Origin of the sequence: Candidatus Sarmatiella mevalonica (assembly GCF_016751895.1) — a bacterium.
Classification (GTDB): Bacteria; Pseudomonadota; Alphaproteobacteria; order Rickettsiales; family Rickettsiaceae; genus Sarmatiella; species Sarmatiella mevalonica.
Genome location: NZ_JACVVM010000013.1, coordinates 1 through 21,786, shown reverse-complemented (window position 1 = coordinate 21,786; position 21,786 = coordinate 1). Strand labels below are relative to the sequence as shown.

The window sequence follows — 21,786 nt, the reverse complement described above, 5'->3', positions numbered from 1 at the left end:
GCCTACGACTCTTTTATCCCAGATTTTTTCTAGCTTCTTTATTATTATTTCAAACTTTTCTAGCTCCATGCCAAATAATCTTAAAAAAACTCTTGGATGTTTAGCAATTTTACTGTATCTTATCATTGTGTGTAGTCTCTTGTTGGTTAAAAATCAAGTTCTATACACGCTTTATAAAAAATATCAACCCCTCCCTGTAAGTAATTTCCAATTCTATATACTTACGCAAGAGGTCTAATCTAAAATCTTGTGGAACGCTAAGGGCTAAATCGAAGCGAAACTCTTCTGGTTCCACTTCTCTTGGATCGTGGTAGCCAAAACCAAAGGCCTCTCCTGCTTTAGGTTTTAGGTTAATGGGTTGTACCTTTGCCCAAGTAATGAGCTTATCCAGCGTGTCGGACAATCGCATGGGATCTCCATGATTCTCCATTACAGCAACTCTTTTAGCTGGCAATTCTTTAATCGTTATCGTCATAATTTTTTTCACCTTTAATATGCATAGGTTGCGGTGGATTTTCGAAGCTTTCCCAATTGCGTTCACGCCTAAATTCGCTGGGGCTTTGCCCGCAAACTTGTTTAAAGGCACGGGCGAATGACTCATGGGATTCGAATCCTGCTGACAGCGCAATGTTAATAATTGTTTCCTCTTTATGGACAATCAATTGATGAGCAGCCCGTTTTAGCCGCAGCCATTTGATATAATTCATTAGAGGTAACCAAGTGTAGGCCGTAAACAACCGATGAAAATGATATTTTGAAAAACAAGCGATGCGGCAAAGCTCATCCAGCTCAAGCTCTTTATCAAGATGTTTGCCTATGAAATCAATCACTCTGTTGACCCGTTCTTTGTAACTCATAATATCCTAATGCTTCAGTTGTAACCGTCTACATGGATAAAAATACGACGTTTATGTTTTCTATGCTTGACCACCATTGCTAATCTTCATTCAGTTATAATGCCATATGTAAAAGTTTAAGTAGCTTGCGAACAGAATCCATGACAGATAAGGAATCATCAGCAGCGATACGGCTCTCATTTTTCGGTAAGCTAGGAAAATGAGGGCGCAGACAATAATATCCATAGCGATCAAAACGATGAGGGAAAGTCCAGTTAAGTGGTAATGAAAAAACAAAGGAGTTCAGCTCCAGTTTAAGATGAGCTGAGTCACGTATAAGGTTTTGATAATAATTAGCTTGGGAAATGTTTGGTGGCGCCAAATGAGCCAACCACAAGCGCCAATAATGCCGTATAAAACAGTCCAAGCAACCGGAAATACATAATTTGGTGGCGTCAGGGTGGAGCGATTCAAAGTGCTGTACCAAGTGCTAATCTCGGGTTTGGTCAAAGAGCCAATGACTCCTCCTATCGCGATCAGCGCCACTATCCAGATGATTAAAGAGAGGTGGTTTTTATTTTGCATCTTCTGTCTCATCATTAATGTTTGATATCATATTCCTAAGCTGATTTGTAAATGCAAAAATGGAAGGATTTTCCTCCATAATATTTGATAAATTGATAATGCCAATTTGCGTCTTTGGATCGTAAGAAATTTTGGATTGATAGCCAGATGTTCCCCCGCAATGCTGATAAAGCCTTGTCTTTCCATTGTCTAAGACGTCAACTCCATACCCTGCATATAAAGAGCCTTCACCATCATAAAAAGCAAATCCTGATTTTTCAATCACTGGATGTGTCATGAGCTGAAGCAATTTTAGTGGAATGATACGCCCCTGATATAAAGCATGCTGCCATTTTACCAGATCGATTGGAGTTGAAATAATGCCGCCTGCTGTAAATAATTTTGAAAAGTCAGGTTTATCCGCAATCTTTTGAATTTGATCGCCGTTTTTTTCAAATCCAGGCACAAGAGTTACGAAAGCTGGGTCATTTTGTAAAGATGCAGGTGTTCCGTCCAGCACCAAAAATGTATTTTGCATTCCTGCAGGATCAAAAAGAGCTCTTTTATAGTAAGAATCGATTGGCTCCGAAGTAAGAGCTTGAATAATATGCCCAATAAGAATATAGCCAAGGTTTGAATAGTGGTATCTTTCTCCCGGAGAATAAAGCAACGGCTTATGGATAGCGTCCAGCCCTGATGTATGACTCAAAAGATGATGGATCGAAATAACCTTTGCAAAATCTGGCATTCTATCTTGCCAGATAGTATGATCCTCGAATAAAAAATCTGATAACGGCTTGTTCAAAGCATCTGATATGTCATCCCCAAAATGTTCAAATAAAAGCTTTAAAACGGCTACGCTTGTGAAATTTTTTGTAAGCGACGCAATGAGATATTGCGCATTTTTGTCCGCTTTAATATTCCCATGGGATGTAAAACTTTTGTGATATAAAACTTGATCCTGCTTTGCCACAATAACATTACCATGAATGTCAGGAAATTTCAGAAGAAGGTCTTCAGCGACAGGGCGCACATTAGATATCGCTGTGATATTGCCATTAAAACTCATAGATTAAGCTCACACTCATATCTTAAATTCCCATATGGCCCTTTAAACTCATGACAGGTAAAGCCTGATTTAGCATAAAAATCTACTGATTCTTCATCTGTTTCAGTCATAATCTTGCAGCCTTCATACTGTTTCTTTACCTCTTCTAAAAGCAATGTTCCAATCCCTTGTTTTTGGTATTGCAAAGGTACGCTGATGTGGCGAATGGTAATAATTTTACTTGTTTTACAGAGGCCTAAAACTCCAACAAGAATATCACTTATAAAGGCACCAATGATTGAATGATCTGAATTCTTATAACTTTCAATCACCTCTAGAACTTTTTCTGGCGAAGGATTTCCAATTGCGCCATGAATAACTGAAGGTAGTCTTGCGTCATCAAGACTTACAGATTTTATGGTAATTTTATTTTCTGCATTCATAAACAATAGACTCATCTTGTTTAGCCGGACCTGAAGATTGATCGAAAGCTTTGAGCGTTCGGATGTGTTTAAATCCGACAGCTTGTAGCATTTTCATCAGCTGATCCTGCTCATAAATCTTCACTCTCAGCTCTTCAATTTCTGTATGGATAATCTTTCCCGCTTCCATCAGTTCATATTTGCAAAGGCTGGTACAAATATCGTCTTGGCGAGTGGCAAGCTGGCTTAGAATAATTTTTTGACCATTTAGTTTAGGCCATACCGAGCCACGCCATATACCTGCTTGAGGCACTGCGTGCAGAGTTTCCGCTTCAAACAAGAAAATACCACCGTCAGCTAAGTGGTCATAAATGGCTTTAAGTGACTGCTCTACCTGCACAGGGTCGATGATTAAACAGAAAGACCCACTGGGAATAAAAATCAAGTTGTATTTTTCTGGACGTTGTAAATCCTCAACAAAACCCTTCCAAACTGTAGGTTTTAGATTTTTAGGCGTTGCTTTAGCATGCAAGACTTCAAGCATATGATTACTTGCGTCAAAGCCATGAACATTGAAGCCTTCTTTAAGTAATGGTAGTAAAAATCGGCCTGTGCCGCACATAGGCTCTAAAATAGGATCATTTGCTTTCATGGCATAATCACGATAAAAAGCATAAGCATCTTCTGGTGGATTCGGTTTGCTTAAATCGTAAACCTGCGTACAAAGACTGAGATAGGTGTCAAGCTGCTTCATGGACTCTCCTGTTAAATCTAATATCATCAAGTGCTCATCAAAAAATGTATCTCTGATTTTGAGTGCACGAGGCTCTGTGCCATATATTTTAAATCCGTGTTTTTGATAAAATGCCACAGCACCAAGATTGGTTGTCACGCAGGTTAGGTGCAGTTGGGCTACATGTGATTTTGCGTGACTGATAATGGTTTGAATTAAAGCACTTGCAATACCTTCCCCTCTATGTTCAGGTCGAGTATACATTCCCCAAATGACACCACGATGTTTTGTTTTTGCTGAATTCAAACTATAAAAACCAGCGCAAGAGACAAGTGAGCTATCAACGAATACCCCAAATATATCGCTTTTGATTAAACTATTTTGAAAATCTAAATCTGGCCAATTTACTTCTTCTTCATAAGATGAGCCAAAACTTTCAGGCGAATTCTTTAACGCCCCTAACCTCAACTCTTTCCAAATTTTCCAATCCTCTGCTGTTAATTGTTTTATTATAAAGCTATCCATTCGCAACCTCGTCAATAATTCGTTTTTGAGCTTCAGCTTCATGGCTGCGTTTATCTGCTATCTGGCACAATTCAAATGTTGCTTTCCAAAGTGCCCAGGCACGGCCGCGGAGCCATGTATCTGGGTCCATAGCCATTTTTGATATAAAAATCTCACGCGCTTTGCCACTCAAATAAGTCCATGCAATGACAAGATCGCAGGCAGGATCACCAACGGCAGCTCCACCAAAGTCAATGACAGCAGAGAGTTTGCCACCGCCCATTAGTATATTGCCAATCGCAAAATCTCCATGAATCCATACAGGTTGTTTATTCCATCTTGTTGCACAAGCATTGTCCCATAAAGCAAGAGCTTGCCCCGCGTCTATGATTTCAGCTAGCTCTGCAATTTGTTCTCGCGCTCCTTTATCGTAAACGCTGACATGATCACCGCGCCACCAGTTATGCTGACCTGGCTCAGGCCCTTCCACGTCATTAATTGCTTGTAGCTCTTTTAAAAACTTTGCGAGATCGAAGGCAAGTTGTTCCTTTTCTTGCTCTGTTAACGTCAGCAAATTGATACTTTTTCCAGGCAACCATTGATATATAGAAAATGGATAAGGATAACCTACCTTTGACACTTCAACATTTGCGTCGTCAAATTTCGGGTTTCGCTTGTGCTCACCTATTAATATAGGCTCCGCAAGCTCACCACTCATTTTCCTAGCAACTGCTGAAGTCTCTTTGGTATATGTCGATGGCTTTCCCATTTTAATCGGAGCCGGAATGCTAGCGCTTAAACGTTTTGCTAATTGCGGCAGCAGTTCTTGCTCTTTTGGAACTTTCAAAGCGTAATCTGCAGCTGTTGGCATACGAATGAGCATGTGCTCACCAAGCCTATAGGTGCGGTTATCATGTCCTTGTTTCTCAACATCAACGATAGTTAAGCTAGCGTATTCTGGAAATTGCTCCGCTATGAGTTTGCCCGCAAGATCAAGGCTTGGCATAATCGATTTGTCGTTCATAATGTCACCTCCATCACCGTTACTGGGTGAGACTTAGAAACAGCCATTTTTGGTAATGTAAAATATACCATCCCATAAACGTCTGGCATCCCTAGGGGGCGGCCTGCCTTGTTTCCCCCTTCTTTTGTAAATTATCTTTTCGACTACGGCCCATTCTTCATCTGTTAAATCACTCGTATAGCTCGTTGACATCTCATATCCTCCCTTTGATGCCAATCATAACGATGTCCCTCCAATACTTCAACCTTTTGCGTGACTGGTTCTTACTTTTTTAAGAAAAATATTAATGCCATCAAAATTCATCGAAATTTTTGATTTTTTCCTCAGATCTATTATGTCTAACAATCCTTTAAATTCAAAGCTTAGGCAACTATGTGTCCGGTACTAAGGCTTTAGCTATAAAAAAGATCGGAATTGCTATGTTTTCATATGAAATCGCTAGATATAATACTTTGTTTGCCAAACTCCCAATTTGTCCGATCTATTACTAACAAATATTTGTCTAAACTTAAGATATCCACTACCAACGCTGCAACTTCGACTGCATCTATTAGCTGATCTTTAAAAAATCTGTAAATTCTTTTAATTACTGAATCTTGCTTTGCGTCACTTATTATGCCCTCTGCTATTTTGGGAATTTGTACGTTCTGGATCTTAAAAAGTGATAAAATTATCATCCCCAATAATTCGACTCTTGATTTATTCCATCGAAAATGTTTTGATAACATTTGGCGTAAAGTGGTATTGTAGAACATAAACATCCTTAATTAGCGTTAAAAATGTATATGTTTAACTGCTTTTCTACCTTTACGCTACTACTTTTTTACCTAACTGTCCGGTACTAAGCATTTTTCCTAAAAATTCCTCTTTCATTTTTAGGTTATGCAAGAGGTCTATTGAAAATATTGTTAGAAGTGATGATTCGAAAGCAATCTTTGATACTTACTCAGCTAAAATATCTGAACTTTTTCAGCTAAAACGCTCAATCAAACATATGCATGGTATTGACATGGAAAAATTTGCGCCAATGAATTCATGAACTTTTAAAAAAAACTTGATAGTCGAGTTTATATTGCTCATGTTTTTCTTCGCGAGCTTCTACATAGGTAAAATCTTTTTTTATAGATATATCCAAGTTTTTTTAACTAATAATGCGCGTCTGCTGCACTCATATTAAAATCCTTTCTTGCTACCAACTTTTTTAGATAAATAACTAACTCAAATTTCAACTTAATTTACTATAACTTAAACTTTTAGATGTAGAGCAAGATAGATAATTTTTTTATAAACAAGTCTTTAATGATATACCAACCCTTTGGGAGGCTTTAAGCTTTAATAATTATGTCATCAGTAGCTCTCACAAATGAGATTGTAGCTTCTTAGTATTTGATCTCAGAGAGTTATGGTATATATGTATATCATGAAGATAATAATTCATGTAGAAAAAACCTTTTGTCTTGCATCTATAAAATCATGAAAAACGTTTTATAATTCCTATAAGACGTTTTTTGTTATATTACTACGAGGTATTTATGATTTGCCCGTTCTGCCAACAAAGAGGTAGTATTGTTAAGGATTCAAGAGAGCTACTTGATGGCACGAGCGTGCGTAGGCGCAGGGCTTGTTTGTCCTGTCAAATGCGTTTCACCACCTTTGAAAGAATAGAGATGAGGCAGTTGTGCGTGCTGAAGCGTTCTGGCTTGCGTGAACCCTTTGATAGCATCAAGATAGAGCGCTCTGTGGGTATTGCAATTGATAAATGCAGAGAGCATAGAATGGATCTTATTCGCAGCATTACGCAGAAAGTGATAGAGAGAATCAAAACTGATCTGCGGCATCCTATCAGTACTAAAAAAATAGGCGATTTAATTTTGAATGAGTTATTTAAAGTAGACCAACTCTCCTGCGTACGCTTTGCATCGGTATATAAGAATTTTCATACCTTAGATGATATCACAAGATTTATCTCGCATCTTAAAGCTGTAAATCGTAAGTTAAGAAAATAAAGTGCGCCCTTAACAATTTTAATGCAATATGACTCAAGAACTCACTAGCTCTAATAAACATAATATTAACCCACCACTGTGCGCTCAATCTATTATAGCGTTTGGCGCAATGGTGCTTGGTATGTTTATGGCTATATTAGACATACAGATAGTAGCAAGCTCCCTTTCTGTTATAGCAGCAGGTTTATGCGCATCGCCAGATGAACTCTCCTGGATACAAACAGCCTATTTGATTGCTGAAGTGATAGTAATTCCCATCACTGGCTTTCTTGCAAAAACTCTTTCCACTAGACTGTCTTATTTCTTTGCAGCCGCAGGTTTTACTGTTATGAGCTTTTGCTGTGCATTAGCTAGTAATATAGAAATGATGATTTGCTTTAGGTTCTTTCAGGGTTTATTTGGAGGAGCGATGATTCCTACCGTCTTTGGCACAGTGTATACTGTATTTCCGCCAGAAAAACGATCTCTCGTGAGTATTTGCATAGGGCTTGTGGTAACCATCGCTCCAACCTTGGGCCCAACTATAGGTGGTTATGTAACAGACGTATTTTCTTGGCATTTTATGTTTCTATTAAATATAGCACCAGGCATTCTGGTGTGCGTCGTAGTGTTTTTGTATGCTAACTTTGACTCACCAAACTTTGCGTTACTAAAGAATTTTGACTATTTTGGTATGTTCTGCATGACCTGCGCACTAGCAACATTGCAATATTTATTAGAAGAGGGGAATAAACTGCAATGGTTTGATAGTGGACTGATTATCGCGCTAGCCATTATTTCTTTTGTATTTTTTACATTATGGATAGCATGGGAAGCCGTGCTATGCCCCCATCCCATCGTAGACCTTTCGGCATTTAAAAACAAAGACTTTAGCTTTGCCTGTATTTATTCTTTTACTATTGGTATAGGTCTTTATGGGGCCGTATATATTCTGCCATTATTTTTGTTTAGCGTTGCTCGCTTAAATACTATACAAATTGGCACAACCATGATGGTTACTGGCTGTGCGCAGTTCCTTTCTGCGCCATTGGCTGGGCGGCTACTGGCAACCGATATAGATTTAAGAAAAATGCTTGCGTTTGGTCTAGTCTTATTTAGCATAGGATGCTATTATAATAGCTTTCTTACTCCGGAATCGCGATTTCATGAACTACTCTTGCCTCAGTTTCTAAGAGGATTTGCTATGATGTTCTGTTTTTTACCAACAAATATCATAGCCCTAGGTAATCTACCTAGGGAGGTAGTGCAAAATGCTAGTGGATTATATAACCTGACGCGTAATTTAGGAGGAGCGGTAGGGTTAGCTATTATTTCCACAATTATTACTAGCAAAACTGCTATAGCGCAGCAATACTTAAATGAAAATATCACTCAAACAGATAGTTTAAGATTGCCTATCATCAATAGCTTCGGTTCTTTGTTTCAGCAAGCCCAAGATGATGCTAGTCTTAAGCTTTTTTCTGCAGTAGTAGCGCGCGACGCATTTGTGATAGCGATGAATGATACTTTTTGTATTATAGCTCTACTATTTATAGCTTGCCTATTGTTTCTTCCATTTACTTCGGTTACTAAGAACGTAAAAGGAGTAGATAGTCATTAAATTCTTAGTATTTTAGATTTTGAGTATTTTGTTATATTGTAGATATTTTAGTATATTATAGATAAGTGATATTTCAGGTATGTCGATAAAAATTCACTCCGAGCAAGACTTCCAGCGTATGCGAGTAGCTGGTGCGCTCGCAGCCAAAACTCTAGATTTTATCACTGAGTACGTAGCACCAGGCGTGAGCACTGGCAAACTCAACGATTTATGTCATGATTTTATCATTGAGCATGGCGCTATACCGGCTCCATTAAATTATAAGGGTTTTCCTAAGTCTATTTGCACTTCCATCAACCATGTGGTGTGTCATGGTATTCCTAGTGACAAGGTGATATTAAGGGTGGGGCAGATATTAAATATAGACGTGACCGTGATTGTAGATGGTTGGTATGGCGATAGCAGTCGCATGTTTTATGTAGGGCAAGTGCCGCGAAAGGCTCAAAAATTAGTGCAAGTTACATATGACTGCATGATGCTTGGCATTGAGGCAGTTAAACCAGGGCAAACTCTTGGCACTGTGGGTGCTATTATACAGAAGCATGCGCAGAAGCATGGCTATGGAGTGGTGCGAGATTATACTGGGCATGGTATAGGGCAGGTGTTTCATGACGAGCCTGCGGTTTATCATTATGGTACTGCAGGACAGGGGGTGGTTTTAGAAGAAGGGATGTTTTTTACAATAGAGCCAATGATTAATGCTGGGACGCATCAAACCGTTTTGAGTCCACTAGATGGGTGGACTGTGTGGACTCAAGATAAATCGCTCTCGGCTCAGTTTGAGCATACCATAGGTGTTACTAGCGATGGATATGAAATTTTTACTCAGTCCGCCGCAGGTTTCCGCCTCCCGCCTTATAAGTGAAAATTTTAGTGAGAGAGACGCCCACCTCTCTCAAAAATTAAAAGCACATAATCTATTGCCATCGATAAGGATGAGAAATGTTCGCGTGCCCAGTCTACATCTTTTGCAAGAAAATAACTAGTCGCCCAGTTTGCGCCTTCCGCAATACTTTTATCTATTGCATACATCAGATAGTAACACAGAGCAGCATTGCGCATACTTTCAACGCTGCGTATGCCGGGGTTTGGATATTTTTCTGTAAACTTCGCCTCGCTCACCTGGCTTGCTTTGTTTGTTTCTGATGACTGTGAACCGGCGAGTTTGTTTTTCTGATCTTGTGGTTGATTAATTTGACTAGCGTTTTGTTTGTTTTCCTTAATCATTGATGAGATCAGAGTAGCGTATGGATTAGCAACTTTTGATGTGGATTGCATAAGAGGTTCCTCCTTTATATTAATATTAACATTAATTTGAGAGAGGTATCGTATCATGCTCACGATGCGGATGCAACCCCCCCCTACTGAAGTGGAGAGGTGTGAGGTTTATTCATTTATGGTAAATATTTCGTTGTGTTTTAGTTACTGCGTTGTTTTTTATTTCAACCTATGGTATCATTAAGAATGTATAAGATATAATTTAAAGTCTTATATTAGCCCCTCTATCCAAGCTCGCGCTAGATTAAGATCCTTAATGCGGCGCGATCGCGGGTAACAAATACTAAAGAGCATGCAGCTAGTAAAGCGTTAAAAAGTATAGGCAAGTGCATGAAGATTTGCGTTTCAGAGCCGTTGTTATAGTTGCGCTGCATGAGGTGGGGTGAGAAGGATCCTGATGCGGTTGTGGTGCAAGACCCCCACGCCCATGAGGAAGGGAGGGATCCGCCCGAGCTTACCAAAGCCTGTACATTAAAACACGCTACAGCAAGATTTTTCCTCTTTGAGCCCTGCGTCTTTCTGCTTGAGCAACTCCCTCCTCTCCTGTTCGAGCTTCTGTTTTTCCCGCACTATCTGCTCCTCTCGCTGTGCTAACTCCCGCTCTTTCGCCTCAATCCCTTCAGCAGAGTAAGGGGTGGAAGATTGCTGTGCCTGCGTCTGTTGCTGCGCCTGCTGCTGCCGAAACTGATTCTCCTGTAGGTTAGCAGCATCGAGCTCTCGTTTTTTTTCTAGCAAACCATCGCGATATGGATTAGGAGTGGAGGATTGCTGCTGCACCTGCTGCTGTTGCTGCACCTGCTGCACCTGCTGCTGCTGTGCTTGGGGTTTGGCATATTCTTTTTCCTGCTTCATCGGCTGCACGCTGTTGCGTTGGGCTTTGAGGCGTGCTTCGTCCCAAGTTTGCAAGCGCTTGTCGCGGTAGAGCGCTGGGTTGGTTTTGCAATCTGGGTGTTTTGCTTGCAGCTTTTCTTCTTGTTCTTTCACTAATGGATCGTATGGATATCTCGCGCATAGGCCCTGCAGGGCTTTGTAGTCATCACTGAATGTTAGGGCAATGCCACAGGCGTGCAGTTGCCATTCTTTGCCTGCGTCATAGCAAAAAGCGTCAGCGTGTAGTTTATACCATAAGTTCCACTCGAAATTCTCTGGGATTGAATATTTTTGCTTTCCGGTTGGTTCATGACCATTGACAACATCATAATCTTGCATTGTAAGAAAGAAATACTTATGAAGTTCACGAAGTACTTGATAACAAAGCACTATGTTATCAGAATTAGTCCATTCCGCCAACGCTACATCACCTTCTGGACCGACCAATGCTTCACACATACCTATGGAAAAAGCCTCGCCATCCTCCCCATCCACGTCTATCTCATGCTCTAAAAACAACTGCATCAAACCCATAGAAAAGGCGTTGAAAAAAAGAAAATAAGGCATATCATTTCTAAACGAGTCCATCCACCGCAGCGTACAAAGCTTCATCGCCTCCTCTGGCGTCAACTCCTCATAGCTCCTACCCCAAAGCAACATCATGGTTTGCGTGATACAGCGCATTTCTATATCCACCACCTGCTCGCCATACACCGTGCACGGTTTGTATAGTTCCTGCAGAACGGCATAATCCCCCTTGTTAAAAGCATCCAGCGCCTGCTTTACTTCTTTGGCATACTCAACCTTAGCTTGTGGGTTGTTAAGTATTTGCCTATATCTTTCTAGCCTGTAAGCAAAAACTCCATCGGGATCAGATTGGCTTGGGTTCTGTGCGATGCGTTTGATGCGATCTTTGGTAATGTGCTCAAGGTATGAGAAATGTTCGCGTGCATTATCTGTCACATTCTCTTCAAGAGCCTTATCTATTTCATACATCAGATAGTAACACAGAGCAGCATTGCGCATACTTTCAACGCTGCGTATGCCGGGGTTTGGATATTTTTCTGTAAACTTCGCCTCGCTCACTTGGCTTGCTTTGTTTGTTTCTGACGGCTGTATGTATGAATCGGCGAGTTTGTTTTTCTGATCTTGTGGTTGATTAATTGAACTAGCGTTTTGTTTGTTTTCCTTAATCATTGATGAGATCAGAGTAGCGTATGGATTAGCAACTTTTGATGTGGATTGCATAAGAGGTTCCTCCTTTATATTAATATTAACATTAATTTGAGAGAGGTATCGTATCATGCTCACAATGCGGATGCAAGCCCCCCATGAGGGAGGGAGGTGTGAGGTTTATTCATTTATGGTAAATATTTCGTTGTGTTTTAGTTACTGCGTTGTTTTTTATTTCAACCTATGGTATCATTAAGAATGTATAAGATATAATTTAAAGTCTTATATTAGCCCCTCTATCCAAGCTCGCGCTAGATTAAGATCCTTAATGCGGCGCGATCGCGGGTAACAAATACTAAAGAGCATGCAGCTAGTAAAGCGTTAAAAAGTATAGGCAAGTGCATGAAGATTTGCGTTTCAGAGCCGTTGTTATAGTTGCGCTGCATGAGGTGGGGTGAGAAGGATCCTGATGCGGTTGTGGTGCAAGACCCCCACGCCCATGAGGAAGGGAGGGATCCGCCCGAGCTTACCAAAGCCTGTACATTAAAACACGCTACAGCAAGATTTTTCCTCTTTGAGCCCTGCGTCTTTCTGCTTGAGCAACTCCCTCCTCTCCTGTTCGAGCTTCTGTTTTTCCCGCACTATCTGCTCCTCTCGCTGTGCTAACTCCCGCTCTTTCGCCTCAATCCCTTCAGCAGTAAGGGGTGGAAGATTGCTGTGCCTGCGTCTGTTGCTGCGTCTGCTGCTGCCGAAACTGATTCTCCTGTAGGTTAGCATCGAGCTCTCGTTTTTTTTCTAGCAAACCATCGCGATATGGATTAGGAGTGGAGGATTGCTGCTGCACCTGCTGCTGTTGCTGCACCTGCTGCACCTGCTGCTGCTGTGCTTGGGGTTTGGCATATTCTTTTGCCTGCTTCATCGGCTGCACGCTATTGCGTTGGGCTTTGAGGCGTGCTTCGTCCCAAGTTTGCAAGCGCTTGTCGCGGTAGAGCGCTGGGTTGGTTTTGCAATCTGGGTGTTTTGCTTGCAGCTTTTCTATTTCTTCTTTCACTAATGGATCGTATGGATATCTCGCGCGTAGGCCATGATGCAAGGCTTTGTAGTCATCGCAAAGCGCTGCGGCACACCTGGTAAACCAGGCCCGCTGTTGCCATTCTTTGCCTGCGTCATAGCAAAAAGCGTCAGCGTGTAGTTTATACCATAAGTTCCACTCGAAATTCTCTGGGATTGAATATTTTTGCTTTCCGCTTGGTTCATGACCATCGACAACATCATAATCTTGTCCTACAAGAAAGAAATACTTGCGGAGTTCATTATGTACTTGATAACAAAAGACTATGTTATCAGGGTCAGTCCATTTTGCCAACGCTACATCACCTTTTGAACCAACCAATGCTTCGCACATACCTATGGAAAAAGCCTCGCCATCCTCCCCATCCACATCTATCTCGCGTTCTAAAAACAACTGCATCAAACCCATAGAATAGGCGTTGAAAAAAAGAATATCATTTCTAGACAAGTCCATCCGCCACAGCGTACAAAGCTTCATCGCCTCCTCTGGCGTCAACTCCTCATAGCTCCTACCCCAAAGCGACATCATGGTTTGCGTAATACAGCGCATTTCTATATCCACCACCTGCTCGCCATACACCGTGCACGGTTTGTATAGCCCCTGCAGAGTGCCATAATCCCCCTTGTTAAAAGCATCCAGCGCCTGCTTCACTTCTTTGGCGTACTCAACCTTAGCTTGTGGGTTGTTAAGTATTTGCCTATATCTTTCTAGCCTGTAAGCAAAAACTCCATCAGGATCAGATTGGCTTGGGTTCTGCGCGATGCGTTTGATGCGATCTTTGGTAATGTGCTCAAGGTATGAGAAATGTTCGCGTGCCCAGTCTACATCTTTTGCAAGAAAATAATCAGGCGCCCAGTTTGCACCTTCCGCAATACTTCTATCTATTGCATACATCAGATAGTAACACAGAGCAGCATTGCGCATACTTTCAACGCTGCGTATGCCGGGGTTTGGATATTTTTCTGTAAACTTCGCCTTCCCCACCTGGCTTGCTTTGTTTGTTTCTGATGGCTGTATGTATGAGTCGGCGAGATTATTGTTTTGGTCTTGTGATTGTTGATTTTTTGGTTGATTAATTGAACTAGCGTTTTGTTTGTTTTCCTTAATCATTGATGAGATCAGAGTAGCGTATGGATTAGCGACTTTTGATGTGGATTGCATAAGAGGTTCCTCCTTTATATTAATATTAACATTAATTTGAGAGAGGTATCGTATCATGCTCACGATGCGGATGCAACCCCCCCTACTGAAGTGGAGAGGTGTGAGTTTTAGCAGTGTGAATTTGGAGTGAGCAGTTATTTCATCGTGTTTTAGTTACTGCGTTGTTTTTTATTTCAACCTATGGTATCATTAAGAATGTATAAGATATAATTTAAAGTCTTATATTAGCCTCCCTATCCAAGCTCGCGCTAGGTTCAGAGCAAATGCAAAAGCATATTCTAGAGCGGAGCGCGGAAGTGAAGTGCGGTGAGGAGGTTTATTAGACTCCTTAACGCGGCGCGATCGCGGGTAACAAATACTAAAGAGCATGCAGCTAGTAAAGCGTTAAAAAGTATAGGAAAGCGCATGAAGATTTGCGCTTCAGAGCCGTTGTTATAGTTGCGCTGCATGAGGTGAGAAGGATCCTGATATGATGGTGCGCATTGGCTATCATCGCGTGGTTTAGGAGGAAGATAGACTTTTTATTGTTAGATTTATGTTTTGAATAAGTAAATAGAGGTAAATGATATGCAAGATATAGCGCAAGAAGGTATGGAACGAGTGCAAGTCCAGATGAGCAAAGAAGAACACGAAGAATGGCAACAACTCCAACAAAAGCGAGGCCAAGCGCTAAATGACCAGGAGCAAAAGCCAGAGCAGAAAGATGACAAAGATGAGGAGCTGGCCCAGAAGGATAAGGAAATAAAGGAGCTACAGGAGCAGATAGCAGGCAAGCAAGGGTCGAAATTCGATAAGTTCCTTAAGATAATGGGTGGTGTTACTATTGCGCTGCTTGCAATTGGTGCTCTTGGTGGCATTGCAATTGGTCTCATGGCTGCGATGCCGGCTATTGCCGCTACCGCTACTGCGGTTGGCGTTGCCATCGGGGTGAAGGGCGCTATCGCTATTGGAATCGGAGGGGCATATGCTGCGTACAAGCGCAAAGCAATAGCGCGAGGTTGGCGTAAGATGAAGGATTTTATTACTAGTCCCTTTAAACCAAAAACAGTAGCAAAGCAAGAAATGTATTATAAGAATCAGAAGAAAGAGTATAGACAAGAAATAGAAAAAATGAAAGATCCAGAGCATGTTGGCTCTGACAGAGCGGCTCATGTAGGATCCATTCATAGGGAGACCGGGATTAAACTTAAGGATTTAGCTGCGCTATCTTTGACTAGTAAAGAGATTAAAAGAATAGGAGCTAACGGCACCGACGCATTTCTCAAGGCATTTACAGAATTAGCGGAAACAGCGAGCATGAGGCCGGGAATTGCCCAGCAGAAACTAGATCAGACAATAGGAGGTATGAAGATAGGAGACGAGTCGATGCGTGATACGCCATTATTTAAAAACATGGAACAGGAGCTCATAGCGGCCACTACGGAACAGGATCTTATTAAAAAAGCAACCGCAGAAAAAGGAATTTATGAAAAGTTCGCTAAAAAGTTCGCTGATAATTTCGACCCACAAAACCAAGCAGACGCAAATAAGGTAGCTGAAGCGCTAACAAAAAAGGCGACAGCTATAAGCGAGAAGCTTGATGTAGCACAGAAGCAGCGCGAGGCGTTTGGGAAGAAAGGGACAGTTACTGAAATATCAAAGCAAACAGCTGAGGCGATAAGAGGTCTGGATATACCGAATAGGATGGTAGCTGCGAGAAAAACAGCGCCGCAACAGAATCAGCAAATACAAAGGATGCAATAAAAAGGATGGCATATTCCATTCATTTCTACAAGAAGTATTTAAACTACAAGCAACAAAAGAAAGTTTGATTAAGCTAGATCAAATCTTAAGGCTTATCCATTATAACGCCTGTATATGCATCTTATCTTCTCATCTTTCTCCATAACAATAGACCTCCTTCCAACCTCGCTCATGCTGAGCAAATGCGAGGAGTATACGAAGCACAGAGCCGCGACGTACATGAAGTACGTAAGGACTTGCGCATCGACAGCGTCGCCACAGTTGCCATCAGGAGTAGAGTTAGGAAAGAGGTCTGATGATACTAGATCTTTTTTTAAACCCCCTTATAGCCAGTAAATGCTCTGCATATACTCTAGCAACTCATGACGAAGCTAAGATGCCCTCCTTCCAACCTCGCTCATGATGCTCAAATGCCAGGAGTATACGAAGCGAAGAGCTTCTGAGTGTATGGGGGAGGGCTCGCGCATCAACAGCGTCACCGCAGTTGCCATGAAAAGGATTAGAGTTTGCAAAAGAGGTCTAATGAAGATGTGAGTGCTGGAGTTGGTTTATTAGACCTCTTGTATAACCTAAAAATGAATGACTCTAGCGCTCGAGGAGTGCAGAGGAGTTTTGACAACAAAATCATCATTCAGAATAGGCGATACAAGAGGTCTATCGTATTGTAATGGAGGTTCATCCTATTTGCTATAGTAATTTAGGTTGAATTAGATATAATTTTTCGTATAATGAAAGGAAAAATGACAAAAAGCTATATCGATGATTTAAGAGAAGAAATAGTAGAATATTTAGAAGTTGGGAATAGTTATAACCAAGCATCTAAATTATTTAAAATACCTAATTCAACCTAAATTACTATACTATGCAGATAAGTGACTCAACAGTTGCTATAGATATGTAAGATGCCTAAGATGCGTAGAGTTTGAATCAAGAGTAATGTGCGAGAGTTTTGAATTCAAAGGTTCCGCGCGCCTCGCTCTTGAGTTATATGAGAGTTTTTTGAATAAGTCTAGTAATAAGAAAAATGCAAAATAAAAATCAAAGCCGATATAACCCCTCCTTGAGGCAGCGCATTACATTAGGATTGAGAAGAGTGGGTCGCTGGTTGTCTGGAGACTTTAGTCCAGCCATGGCGCGGCATCAGGAAGAACTATCGAACATTCCTATGTCTGATCTGTCAGCATTAAAGCAAAAGGTGGATAGATTAGAGAATCGCGAGACAATAGTTAGCACTTCGGAAGAGCGGTATCAAAAGCAGCTTCAACAGCGCGCAAAAGAAATAGCAGATATAACGAAACCCTCAGCCCAGCAAGATAACAGCTTGAGAACTCGCATTGCCGCCGACAGTTTAGCTTTATTATCTTTGACTAACGATGAAATTAAAAAAATTGATGGGAGCGAGAAGAGTATCGCTTTTTTGAATGCATCTGCGAATTTAGCTCGCAACACAAGCATTAGACCAAATATTGTAGATAAAAGACTCAGCAATTTGGAGCGAGAGTTAAAGCAGATCGCGCAACTGCAAGATAATAACAAAAAAATCGAAGGTAGCGATGCGCAGCCTCTGATAGAACAACAAAATAAAGTGATAGAAAAAACTATAGCATCAGGCAAGGAGTGGTTACGCAAATCTGCCGAAAAGGGAAATCTGATGCAGCAGGCACATGAGGAAATTGAGTTTTATAAGTCGTTAAAATGGGAATTACAGAGGGTGAAAATGCCTACTAGTTTGGTAGAGGCGGCACAAGATGCGATTCAATCGTCATACGAAGTTTTGAACAAAGAACGCGACAAATTCGCAGCACATGAATACAATCAGAAAGGCCCTGTAAACGAGAAAGCAGAGACTGCGGTAGTAAGGCGTCTTGAGTTGATGAGTCATCTGATGTTACCTGGGCGTAATAAAATAAACTTTACTCATGAGGAACGATATCAAGAGAAGCTTGTGCAGAATACAAGGCAGATACAAAAGACGCTTCTCACTCTGGGCAACAAACCTGGGAGATATGAAGCTGCGATGAATACTAAAGATTTAGCATCTTTATCTTTAACTAAAGATGAAATTAAAGAAATTGATGGGGGCGAGAAGAGCGTCGCTTTGCTTGCGGCATTTAAAACATTATCTGAGACAGTGAGCACTAAGCCGGATGTTGTTAACGGGAATTTGAATTCATTGGAGAAGTATCTTAAGGCGCTAGTTCCGCTTAAAGGAGACGTTCAAAAGATAGCTAACCAAGAGGAGCGTGATGGGTTGATAGAAGCGCGAAAAATAGCAATAGAAGATCTGATACTCGATGGCAAGGAGAAGCTCGCTGCATCTGCCGCGAAGGGCGACTTGATGGCGCACGCAAATGAGGAAATTAAGTTCTATAGCTCATTAAAGGAGCGATTAGAAGGATTTGGGATAGCCACTGGGCCTTTGGCATTCGAGAAAGGCATGCGAGAAGTAGCGTTGGCGAACGCATCAAAACAAAGAGATGCATTTACTAAGAGCATACAAGAAAAGCGTGAGTTTATTCAACCTACGTCTAGGGTGAGTCGCGCGTCTTCAGAAACGGGAAGGATGTGTAATGAAATGCGAAAAACTTTGACGGAAAATAGTAAGTCGGCAGCAATTGCGCCAAGCAATGTGAAGCAAGTTAAGCAGAGGAGTAATAGTATTATCTAAATAGAGCCTTTATAAGAAGCGGTGATGTGGATAGCAAGAATAGGAGTGTTTTGGAGAGCTGTACCCATAGAATACTATAAATGGCCTTGCGGTGCGTAAAAGATTCATGCGATGAGCAAGGGAGCAGAGGTTTGGCGGATGATATTCAATACCTTGGCTGTAGATGCTGATAGTGATGAGTAGATAATGATTGACTCTACCATCATAAGAGCGTGCCAGCATTAGACCTCTTGCATAACCTATTCTGCAGGGTAATTTTGTTGCCAAAACTCCATTGCACTCCTCGCATGCTAGAGTATGCTGCGGCGCTCAACATCATTAGACCTCTTTCGAAACTCGCTCAATTAAGAGCAAATGCGAGGAGTATACGAAGCACAGAGCCGCAGCGTACATGAAGTACGTGAGGACTTGCGCATCGACAGCGTCGCCACAGTTGCCATCAGGAGTAGAGTTAGGAAAGAGGTCTATTTTTAGGTTATGTAAGAGGTCTAATAAGTGAAAACACTTTAGGCGCATTGCAACCAGATGTGATAAAGCTTGATATTGCATATCTCTCTTTTGCCTTGCTTGCTGGAGAGTGAATGCGACGAGAATAGGAAGCGCTAGGATAATGGAGCGTACATACAGTTAAGTGAAGGTTTTATAGTAATTTAAGTTGAATTAGATATAATTTTTCGTTATAATGAAAGGAAAAATGACAAAAAGCTACAGCAATGATTTAAGAGAAGAAGTAGTAGAATATTTAGAAGCTGGGAATAGTTATAACCAAGCATCTAAATTATTTAAAATACCTAATTCAACCTAAATTACTATAAACCAACGACAGTGACTCAGTTGTTACGAAGGAGTCGAAGCTAGAATGGAATCTAATAAAGAGGGAGGATGACATGAAGAATTCAGGTGATAGCAACAATAAAGATGCCGATGGCAAACCGCAAGATCAAGAGGATGATAACAAAAAACAAGAAAAAAGATACGCGCCATCCTTCACTCGTGAAATAGGTGCGTTTAGCGGATGGTTTGCAAGGGGCTGCGAGTCGATATTTGAGTCAGTTATGGAGTTGGCGTCTAACCACCCAGTTGCCGCTATTACTTGCGCGGTCATCATGGTATATTTGACCTTGCCAATCATATCGTCAATTATCACCTGGGGACTTGGTATGTACTGCACAGCCAAGGTAACGCAGTGGACGTGCGAAGAAAAGCCGCCTCGTAAGCTTGAGATAAAAATGATCAAGAATATCGATCATAAAATACGTACTAATACAATGCAGTATGAGCAAAATCTTGAAAAGCGTACGCGGGAGATAGAAGAGATAATCAAATCTAAGAATGCCATACTTGCAAACAATGAAACTCAGATCGCGGCTAAAGATTTAGCATCCTTATCCTTGACTACAAATGAAATTAAAAAAATTGACGGGGGCGAGAAGAGCATCGCTTTGCTGGATGCATTTGCGAATTTAGCTAAAAACACAAGCGCTACGCCAGAGAGTCTTGATAAAGACCTTACCAATTTGGAGTCTGCATTAAAGGACGCGCTACCGCGCGCTAAACCGGAAACAAAGTGGCTTGGGAAGGTAATGAAATTGGTACACAAACAAGGTAATCAACATCAAGTGATAGAGGAAGCTATAGCGAAAGGCAAGAAGACGTTGACAAAATCTTGCATCGATGGGGACTTAATAAAACATGCAGAAAAGGAGATAGAGTTCTATCAATCATTAGAAAAGAAATTACAAGCCGCCTCAATACATCATGACGCATTGCGGATAAGGACAGTGCGGACGCAAGAAGCGCTTGAGTATGCTAAGCGGCAGCGGGAAAGCTTTAAAAAACATACAGAAAAGCAGATACCAATAAGCTCTCATCAGGCGCAAAAAATAAAAGTAATACTTGGAGGCGTAGCGCCGCAAGCATCGCATCCACATAATACAGGTGGGTCGTTGAATGCAACTAGTAACACTCTTTGGTCGCGCAAATGACCCTTAATCTCCGTTTGTTTTATTAGACTTCTTCTGAAACTAGACTTTAGTTAAAAATTTAGGTAAAAACAAGTCTGGATGGACCTATATGAAATATGAATAGATCAAAAGACCTGCTGCGTAAGCAAAAAAAGCAAGCATTAAGTGGTGTACCAATTGAAACTTCATCTGACGGACGGTATTTTTTTACAAGTGATGGTCAGATAAGTTAAGACTGTCAAATGTGTTATTATTATACATAGACTCATTAGATTTTTCAAGTGCAATGTGCTTTGAGTCCATGAAAGTCTGCATAAGAGTTTTGCCGTAACAATATTTACCTGAATGAGATCTGTGATAGTTATATTGCATCAACCAGCTATCAACATCTTGTTGCAATTGTTCGATGCTAGTATAGATCTTTTTCCTAAAAGCAGTATCATAGAACTCTTGCTTCGTGGTTTTATGAAATCTCTCGCATACGCTATTCCATAGTACCCTACATTTTTTAAGGAAAGGCTGTGCTATGAGGGTTTGAAGTAGTATATATCGTTTATTTTTGTGACAAAAATGCATAAATACTACTTCAAGCGCTATCATCTCATATAACCGGAAATAAATCAAGAGTAAAATCTTTTGTTGCGGCAATCTTGAGTATTATTACGGGTGCTGGTATTCACCTTAGTACCGAACACATAGTTGCTTAAGCTTTGAATTTAAAGGATTGTTAGACATAATAGATCTGAGGAAAAAATCAAAAATTTCGATGAATTTTGATTGCATTAATATTTTTCTTAAAAAAGTAAGTCCATATGAAAATATAGAAAATAACCTACGATTATGATTTTTAATTTTAATTGGTTTTACTAAATTTTTTATTACCCCAAATTTTACGGTAAATACAAATCCAATTGTTAAAACTGCAAGCAATTTTGCTAATCTTTCAAGATCTTTGATGTGAGTATCTTCCATATTAAAACCTTGCGTTTTCAATAGACTTCTTTCCTAACTCTACTCCTGATGGCAACTGTGGCGACGCTGTCGATGCGCAAGTCCTCACGTACTTCATGTACGCTGCGGCTCTGTGCTTCGTATACTCCTCGCATTTACTCATCATGAG

Annotated in this window: 23 protein-coding genes and 2 pseudogenes; 11 read left to right on the top strand and 14 right to left on the bottom strand. The window is 40.8% G+C overall.

The features are described from left to right. Positions 1 to 160: 160 nt before the first annotated feature. From Sarmat_RS02010 to Sarmat_RS01965, 9 genes and pseudogenes are all read right to left on the bottom strand, one after another. A complete protein-coding gene (locus Sarmat_RS02010) occupies positions 161 to 475 on the bottom strand; it encodes a GyrI-like domain-containing protein (protein WP_202149181.1) in 315 nt (104 codons plus the stop codon). Further along, positions 459 to 857, bottom strand: coding sequence for a helix-turn-helix transcriptional regulator (locus tag Sarmat_RS02005; RefSeq protein ID WP_202149180.1), 399 nt, complete (start codon positions 855 to 857; stop codon positions 459 to 461). The genes Sarmat_RS02010 and Sarmat_RS02005 overlap by 17 nt, the downstream gene beginning before the upstream one ends. Before the next feature lie 90 nt (positions 858 to 947). After that, positions 948 to 1,421, bottom strand: a pseudogene (locus tag Sarmat_RS06785) (TspO/MBR family protein). Beyond that, positions 1,411 to 2,469 carry a serine hydrolase domain-containing protein gene (locus Sarmat_RS01990; protein WP_202149177.1) on the bottom strand — a complete coding sequence of 353 codons (1,059 nt, stop codon included), beginning with the start codon at positions 2,467 to 2,469 and terminating at the stop codon, positions 1,411 to 1,413. Before Sarmat_RS01990 ends, Sarmat_RS06785 begins: the two are co-directional and overlap by 11 nt. Further along, positions 2,466 to 2,891, bottom strand: coding sequence for a GNAT family N-acetyltransferase (locus Sarmat_RS01985; RefSeq protein ID WP_202149176.1), 426 nt, complete (start codon positions 2,889 to 2,891; stop codon positions 2,466 to 2,468). Before Sarmat_RS01985 ends, Sarmat_RS01990 begins: the two co-directional genes overlap by 4 nt. Beyond that, positions 2,875 to 4,128 (bottom strand): bifunctional GNAT family N-acetyltransferase/class I SAM-dependent methyltransferase, encoded by a 1,254-nt coding sequence (locus Sarmat_RS01980; RefSeq protein WP_202149175.1) that lies wholly within the window; start codon positions 4,126 to 4,128, stop codon positions 2,875 to 2,877. The genes Sarmat_RS01985 and Sarmat_RS01980 overlap by 17 nt, the downstream gene beginning before the upstream one ends. Then, positions 4,121 to 5,131, bottom strand: a complete 1,011-nt coding sequence (locus Sarmat_RS01975) for an aminoglycoside phosphotransferase family protein (protein ID WP_202149174.1) — start codon at positions 5,129 to 5,131, stop codon at positions 4,121 to 4,123. Before Sarmat_RS01975 ends, Sarmat_RS01980 begins: the two co-directional genes overlap by 8 nt. 33 nt (positions 5,132 to 5,164) lie before the next feature. After that, positions 5,165 to 5,323, bottom strand: a complete 159-nt coding sequence (locus Sarmat_RS01970; protein ID WP_202149173.1) for a transposase — start codon at positions 5,321 to 5,323, stop codon at positions 5,165 to 5,167. A gap of 233 nt (positions 5,324 to 5,556) precedes the next feature. Then, positions 5,557 to 5,859, bottom strand: coding sequence for a hypothetical protein (locus Sarmat_RS01965; protein ID WP_202149172.1), 303 nt, complete (start codon positions 5,857 to 5,859; stop codon positions 5,557 to 5,559). Positions 5,860 to 6,663: 804 nt separating this feature from the next. Here Sarmat_RS01965 and Sarmat_RS01960 point away from each other — a divergent pair. From Sarmat_RS01960 to map, 3 genes are all read left to right on the top strand, one after another. Beyond that, the gene (locus tag Sarmat_RS01960; RefSeq protein ID WP_202149171.1) at positions 6,664 to 7,137 is read left to right on the top strand and encodes an NrdR family transcriptional regulator; all 474 of its coding nucleotides are present in this window, start codon (positions 6,664 to 6,666) and stop codon (positions 7,135 to 7,137) included. A 28-nt stretch (positions 7,138 to 7,165) separates the two neighbouring features. Next, complete coding sequence (locus Sarmat_RS01955; protein ID WP_202149170.1) at positions 7,166 to 8,737, top strand: DHA2 family efflux MFS transporter permease subunit; 1,572 nt, start codon at positions 7,166 to 7,168, stop codon at positions 8,735 to 8,737. Positions 8,738 to 8,816: 79 nt separating this feature from the next. Continuing rightward, positions 8,817 to 9,602, top strand: a complete 786-nt coding sequence (gene map, locus Sarmat_RS01950; protein ID WP_202149169.1) for a type I methionyl aminopeptidase — start codon at positions 8,817 to 8,819, stop codon at positions 9,600 to 9,602. A 5-nt stretch (positions 9,603 to 9,607) separates the two neighbouring features. Here map and Sarmat_RS01945 read toward each other — a convergent pair whose 3' ends face one another. From Sarmat_RS01945 to Sarmat_RS01935, 3 genes are all read right to left on the bottom strand, one after another. Continuing rightward, the gene (locus Sarmat_RS01945) at positions 9,608 to 10,015 is read right to left on the bottom strand and encodes a hypothetical protein (RefSeq protein WP_202149168.1); all 408 of its coding nucleotides are present in this window, start codon (positions 10,013 to 10,015) and stop codon (positions 9,608 to 9,610) included. A gap of 471 nt (positions 10,016 to 10,486) precedes the next feature. Beyond that, positions 10,487 to 12,133 (bottom strand): hypothetical protein, encoded by a 1,647-nt coding sequence (locus Sarmat_RS01940; RefSeq protein ID WP_202149167.1) that lies wholly within the window; start codon positions 12,131 to 12,133, stop codon positions 10,487 to 10,489. Between the two features lie 616 nt (positions 12,134 to 12,749). Continuing rightward, on the bottom strand, positions 12,750 to 14,291 hold the full coding sequence (locus Sarmat_RS01935; RefSeq protein WP_202149166.1) for a hypothetical protein: 1,542 nt from the start codon (positions 14,289 to 14,291) through the stop codon (positions 12,750 to 12,752). A 567-nt stretch (positions 14,292 to 14,858) separates the two neighbouring features. Here Sarmat_RS01935 and Sarmat_RS01930 point away from each other — a divergent pair. From Sarmat_RS01930 to Sarmat_RS01915, 5 genes are all read left to right on the top strand, one after another. Next, a complete protein-coding gene (locus Sarmat_RS01930) occupies positions 14,859 to 16,034 on the top strand; it encodes a hypothetical protein (protein ID WP_202149165.1) in 1,176 nt (391 codons plus the stop codon). Between the two features lie 171 nt (positions 16,035 to 16,205). Next, the gene (locus Sarmat_RS01925) at positions 16,206 to 16,370 is read left to right on the top strand and encodes a hypothetical protein (protein WP_202149164.1); all 165 of its coding nucleotides are present in this window, start codon (positions 16,206 to 16,208) and stop codon (positions 16,368 to 16,370) included. A gap of 63 nt (positions 16,371 to 16,433) precedes the next feature. Further along, positions 16,434 to 16,568 (top strand): hypothetical protein, encoded by a 135-nt coding sequence (locus Sarmat_RS07040; protein WP_279611733.1) that lies wholly within the window; start codon positions 16,434 to 16,436, stop codon positions 16,566 to 16,568. A 194-nt stretch (positions 16,569 to 16,762) separates the two neighbouring features. Next, complete coding sequence (locus Sarmat_RS01920) at positions 16,763 to 16,885, top strand: IS630 transposase-related protein (RefSeq protein ID WP_202149163.1); 123 nt, start codon at positions 16,763 to 16,765, stop codon at positions 16,883 to 16,885. A 233-nt stretch (positions 16,886 to 17,118) separates the two neighbouring features. Beyond that, positions 17,119 to 18,702, top strand: coding sequence for a hypothetical protein (locus Sarmat_RS01915; RefSeq protein ID WP_202149162.1), 1,584 nt, complete (start codon positions 17,119 to 17,121; stop codon positions 18,700 to 18,702). 9 nt (positions 18,703 to 18,711) lie between these two features. Here the strand turns inward: Sarmat_RS01915 and Sarmat_RS01910 are convergent, their stop codons facing one another. Next, a complete protein-coding gene (locus tag Sarmat_RS01910; RefSeq protein WP_202149161.1) occupies positions 18,712 to 18,924 on the bottom strand; it encodes a hypothetical protein in 213 nt (70 codons plus the stop codon). 8 nt (positions 18,925 to 18,932) lie between these two features. Here Sarmat_RS01910 and Sarmat_RS01905 point away from each other — a divergent pair, with 8 nt between their 5' ends. The 3 genes from Sarmat_RS01905 (at position 18,933) to Sarmat_RS01895 (ending at position 20,687) form a co-directional block, all read left to right on the top strand. Then, positions 18,933 to 19,097, top strand: coding sequence for a hypothetical protein (locus Sarmat_RS01905; protein ID WP_202149160.1), 165 nt, complete (start codon positions 18,933 to 18,935; stop codon positions 19,095 to 19,097). A 299-nt stretch (positions 19,098 to 19,396) separates the two neighbouring features. Then, entirely contained in the window at positions 19,397 to 19,507 is a 111-nt protein-coding gene (locus tag Sarmat_RS01900; protein ID WP_202149159.1) for an IS630 transposase-related protein, read from the top strand. 82 nt (positions 19,508 to 19,589) lie between these two features. Then, on the top strand, positions 19,590 to 20,687 hold the full coding sequence (locus Sarmat_RS01895; protein WP_202149158.1) for a hypothetical protein: 1,098 nt from the start codon (positions 19,590 to 19,592) through the stop codon (positions 20,685 to 20,687). Between the two features lie 186 nt (positions 20,688 to 20,873). Here the strand turns inward: Sarmat_RS01895 and Sarmat_RS01890 are convergent. Further along, positions 20,874 to 21,155: pseudogene (locus Sarmat_RS01890) on the bottom strand (integrase core domain-containing protein); the annotation flags it as partial. Between the last annotated feature and the right edge of the window lie 631 nt (positions 21,156 to 21,786).

What these genes read in the sequence shown, in the direction of transcription:
- Sarmat_RS01910 (WP_202149161.1), bottom strand. Translation starts at nt 18,924, where the DNA reads ATGCTGGCACGCTCTTATGATGGTAGAGTCAATCATTATCTACTCATC.
- Sarmat_RS01930 (WP_202149165.1), top strand. Translation starts at nt 14,859, where the DNA reads ATGCAAGATATAGCGCAAGAAGGTATGGAACGAGTGCAAGTCCAGATG.
- Sarmat_RS01980 (WP_202149175.1), bottom strand. Translation starts at nt 4,128, where the DNA reads ATGGATAGCTTTATAATAAAACAATTAACAGCAGAGGATTGGAAAATT.
- Sarmat_RS01960 (WP_202149171.1), top strand. Translation starts at nt 6,664, where the DNA reads ATGATTTGCCCGTTCTGCCAACAAAGAGGTAGTATTGTTAAGGATTCA.
- Sarmat_RS02005 (WP_202149180.1), bottom strand. Translation starts at nt 857, where the DNA reads ATGAGTTACAAAGAACGGGTCAACAGAGTGATTGATTTCATAGGCAAA.
- Sarmat_RS01955 (WP_202149170.1), top strand. Translation starts at nt 7,166, where the DNA reads ATGACTCAAGAACTCACTAGCTCTAATAAACATAATATTAACCCACCA.
- Sarmat_RS07040 (WP_279611733.1), top strand. Translation starts at nt 16,434, where the DNA reads ATGATGCTCAAATGCCAGGAGTATACGAAGCGAAGAGCTTCTGAGTGT.
- Sarmat_RS01975 (WP_202149174.1), bottom strand. Translation starts at nt 5,131, where the DNA reads ATGAACGACAAATCGATTATGCCAAGCCTTGATCTTGCGGGCAAACTC.
- Sarmat_RS01985 (WP_202149176.1), bottom strand. Translation starts at nt 2,891, where the DNA reads ATGAATGCAGAAAATAAAATTACCATAAAATCTGTAAGTCTTGATGAC.
- Sarmat_RS01965 (WP_202149172.1), bottom strand. Translation starts at nt 5,859, where the DNA reads ATGTTATCAAAACATTTTCGATGGAATAAATCAAGAGTCGAATTATTG.
- Sarmat_RS02010 (WP_202149181.1), bottom strand. Translation starts at nt 475, where the DNA reads ATGACGATAACGATTAAAGAATTGCCAGCTAAAAGAGTTGCTGTAATG.
- Sarmat_RS01920 (WP_202149163.1), top strand. Translation starts at nt 16,763, where the DNA reads ATGAAAGGAAAAATGACAAAAAGCTATATCGATGATTTAAGAGAAGAA.
- Sarmat_RS01990 (WP_202149177.1), bottom strand. Translation starts at nt 2,469, where the DNA reads ATGAGTTTTAATGGCAATATCACAGCGATATCTAATGTGCGCCCTGTC.
- Sarmat_RS01970 (WP_202149173.1), bottom strand. Translation starts at nt 5,323, where the DNA reads ATGTCAACGAGCTATACGAGTGATTTAACAGATGAAGAATGGGCCGTA.
- Sarmat_RS01945 (WP_202149168.1), bottom strand. Translation starts at nt 10,015, where the DNA reads ATGCAATCCACATCAAAAGTTGCTAATCCATACGCTACTCTGATCTCA.
- Sarmat_RS01925 (WP_202149164.1), top strand. Translation starts at nt 16,206, where the DNA reads ATGCTGAGCAAATGCGAGGAGTATACGAAGCACAGAGCCGCGACGTAC.
- Sarmat_RS01940 (WP_202149167.1), bottom strand. Translation starts at nt 12,133, where the DNA reads ATGCAATCCACATCAAAAGTTGCTAATCCATACGCTACTCTGATCTCA.
- map (WP_202149169.1), top strand. Translation starts at nt 8,817, where the DNA reads ATGTCGATAAAAATTCACTCCGAGCAAGACTTCCAGCGTATGCGAGTA.
- Sarmat_RS01895 (WP_202149158.1), top strand. Translation starts at nt 19,590, where the DNA reads ATGAAGAATTCAGGTGATAGCAACAATAAAGATGCCGATGGCAAACCG.
- Sarmat_RS01935 (WP_202149166.1), bottom strand. Translation starts at nt 14,291, where the DNA reads ATGCAATCCACATCAAAAGTCGCTAATCCATACGCTACTCTGATCTCA.
- Sarmat_RS01900 (WP_202149159.1), top strand. Translation starts at nt 19,397, where the DNA reads ATGACAAAAAGCTACAGCAATGATTTAAGAGAAGAAGTAGTAGAATAT.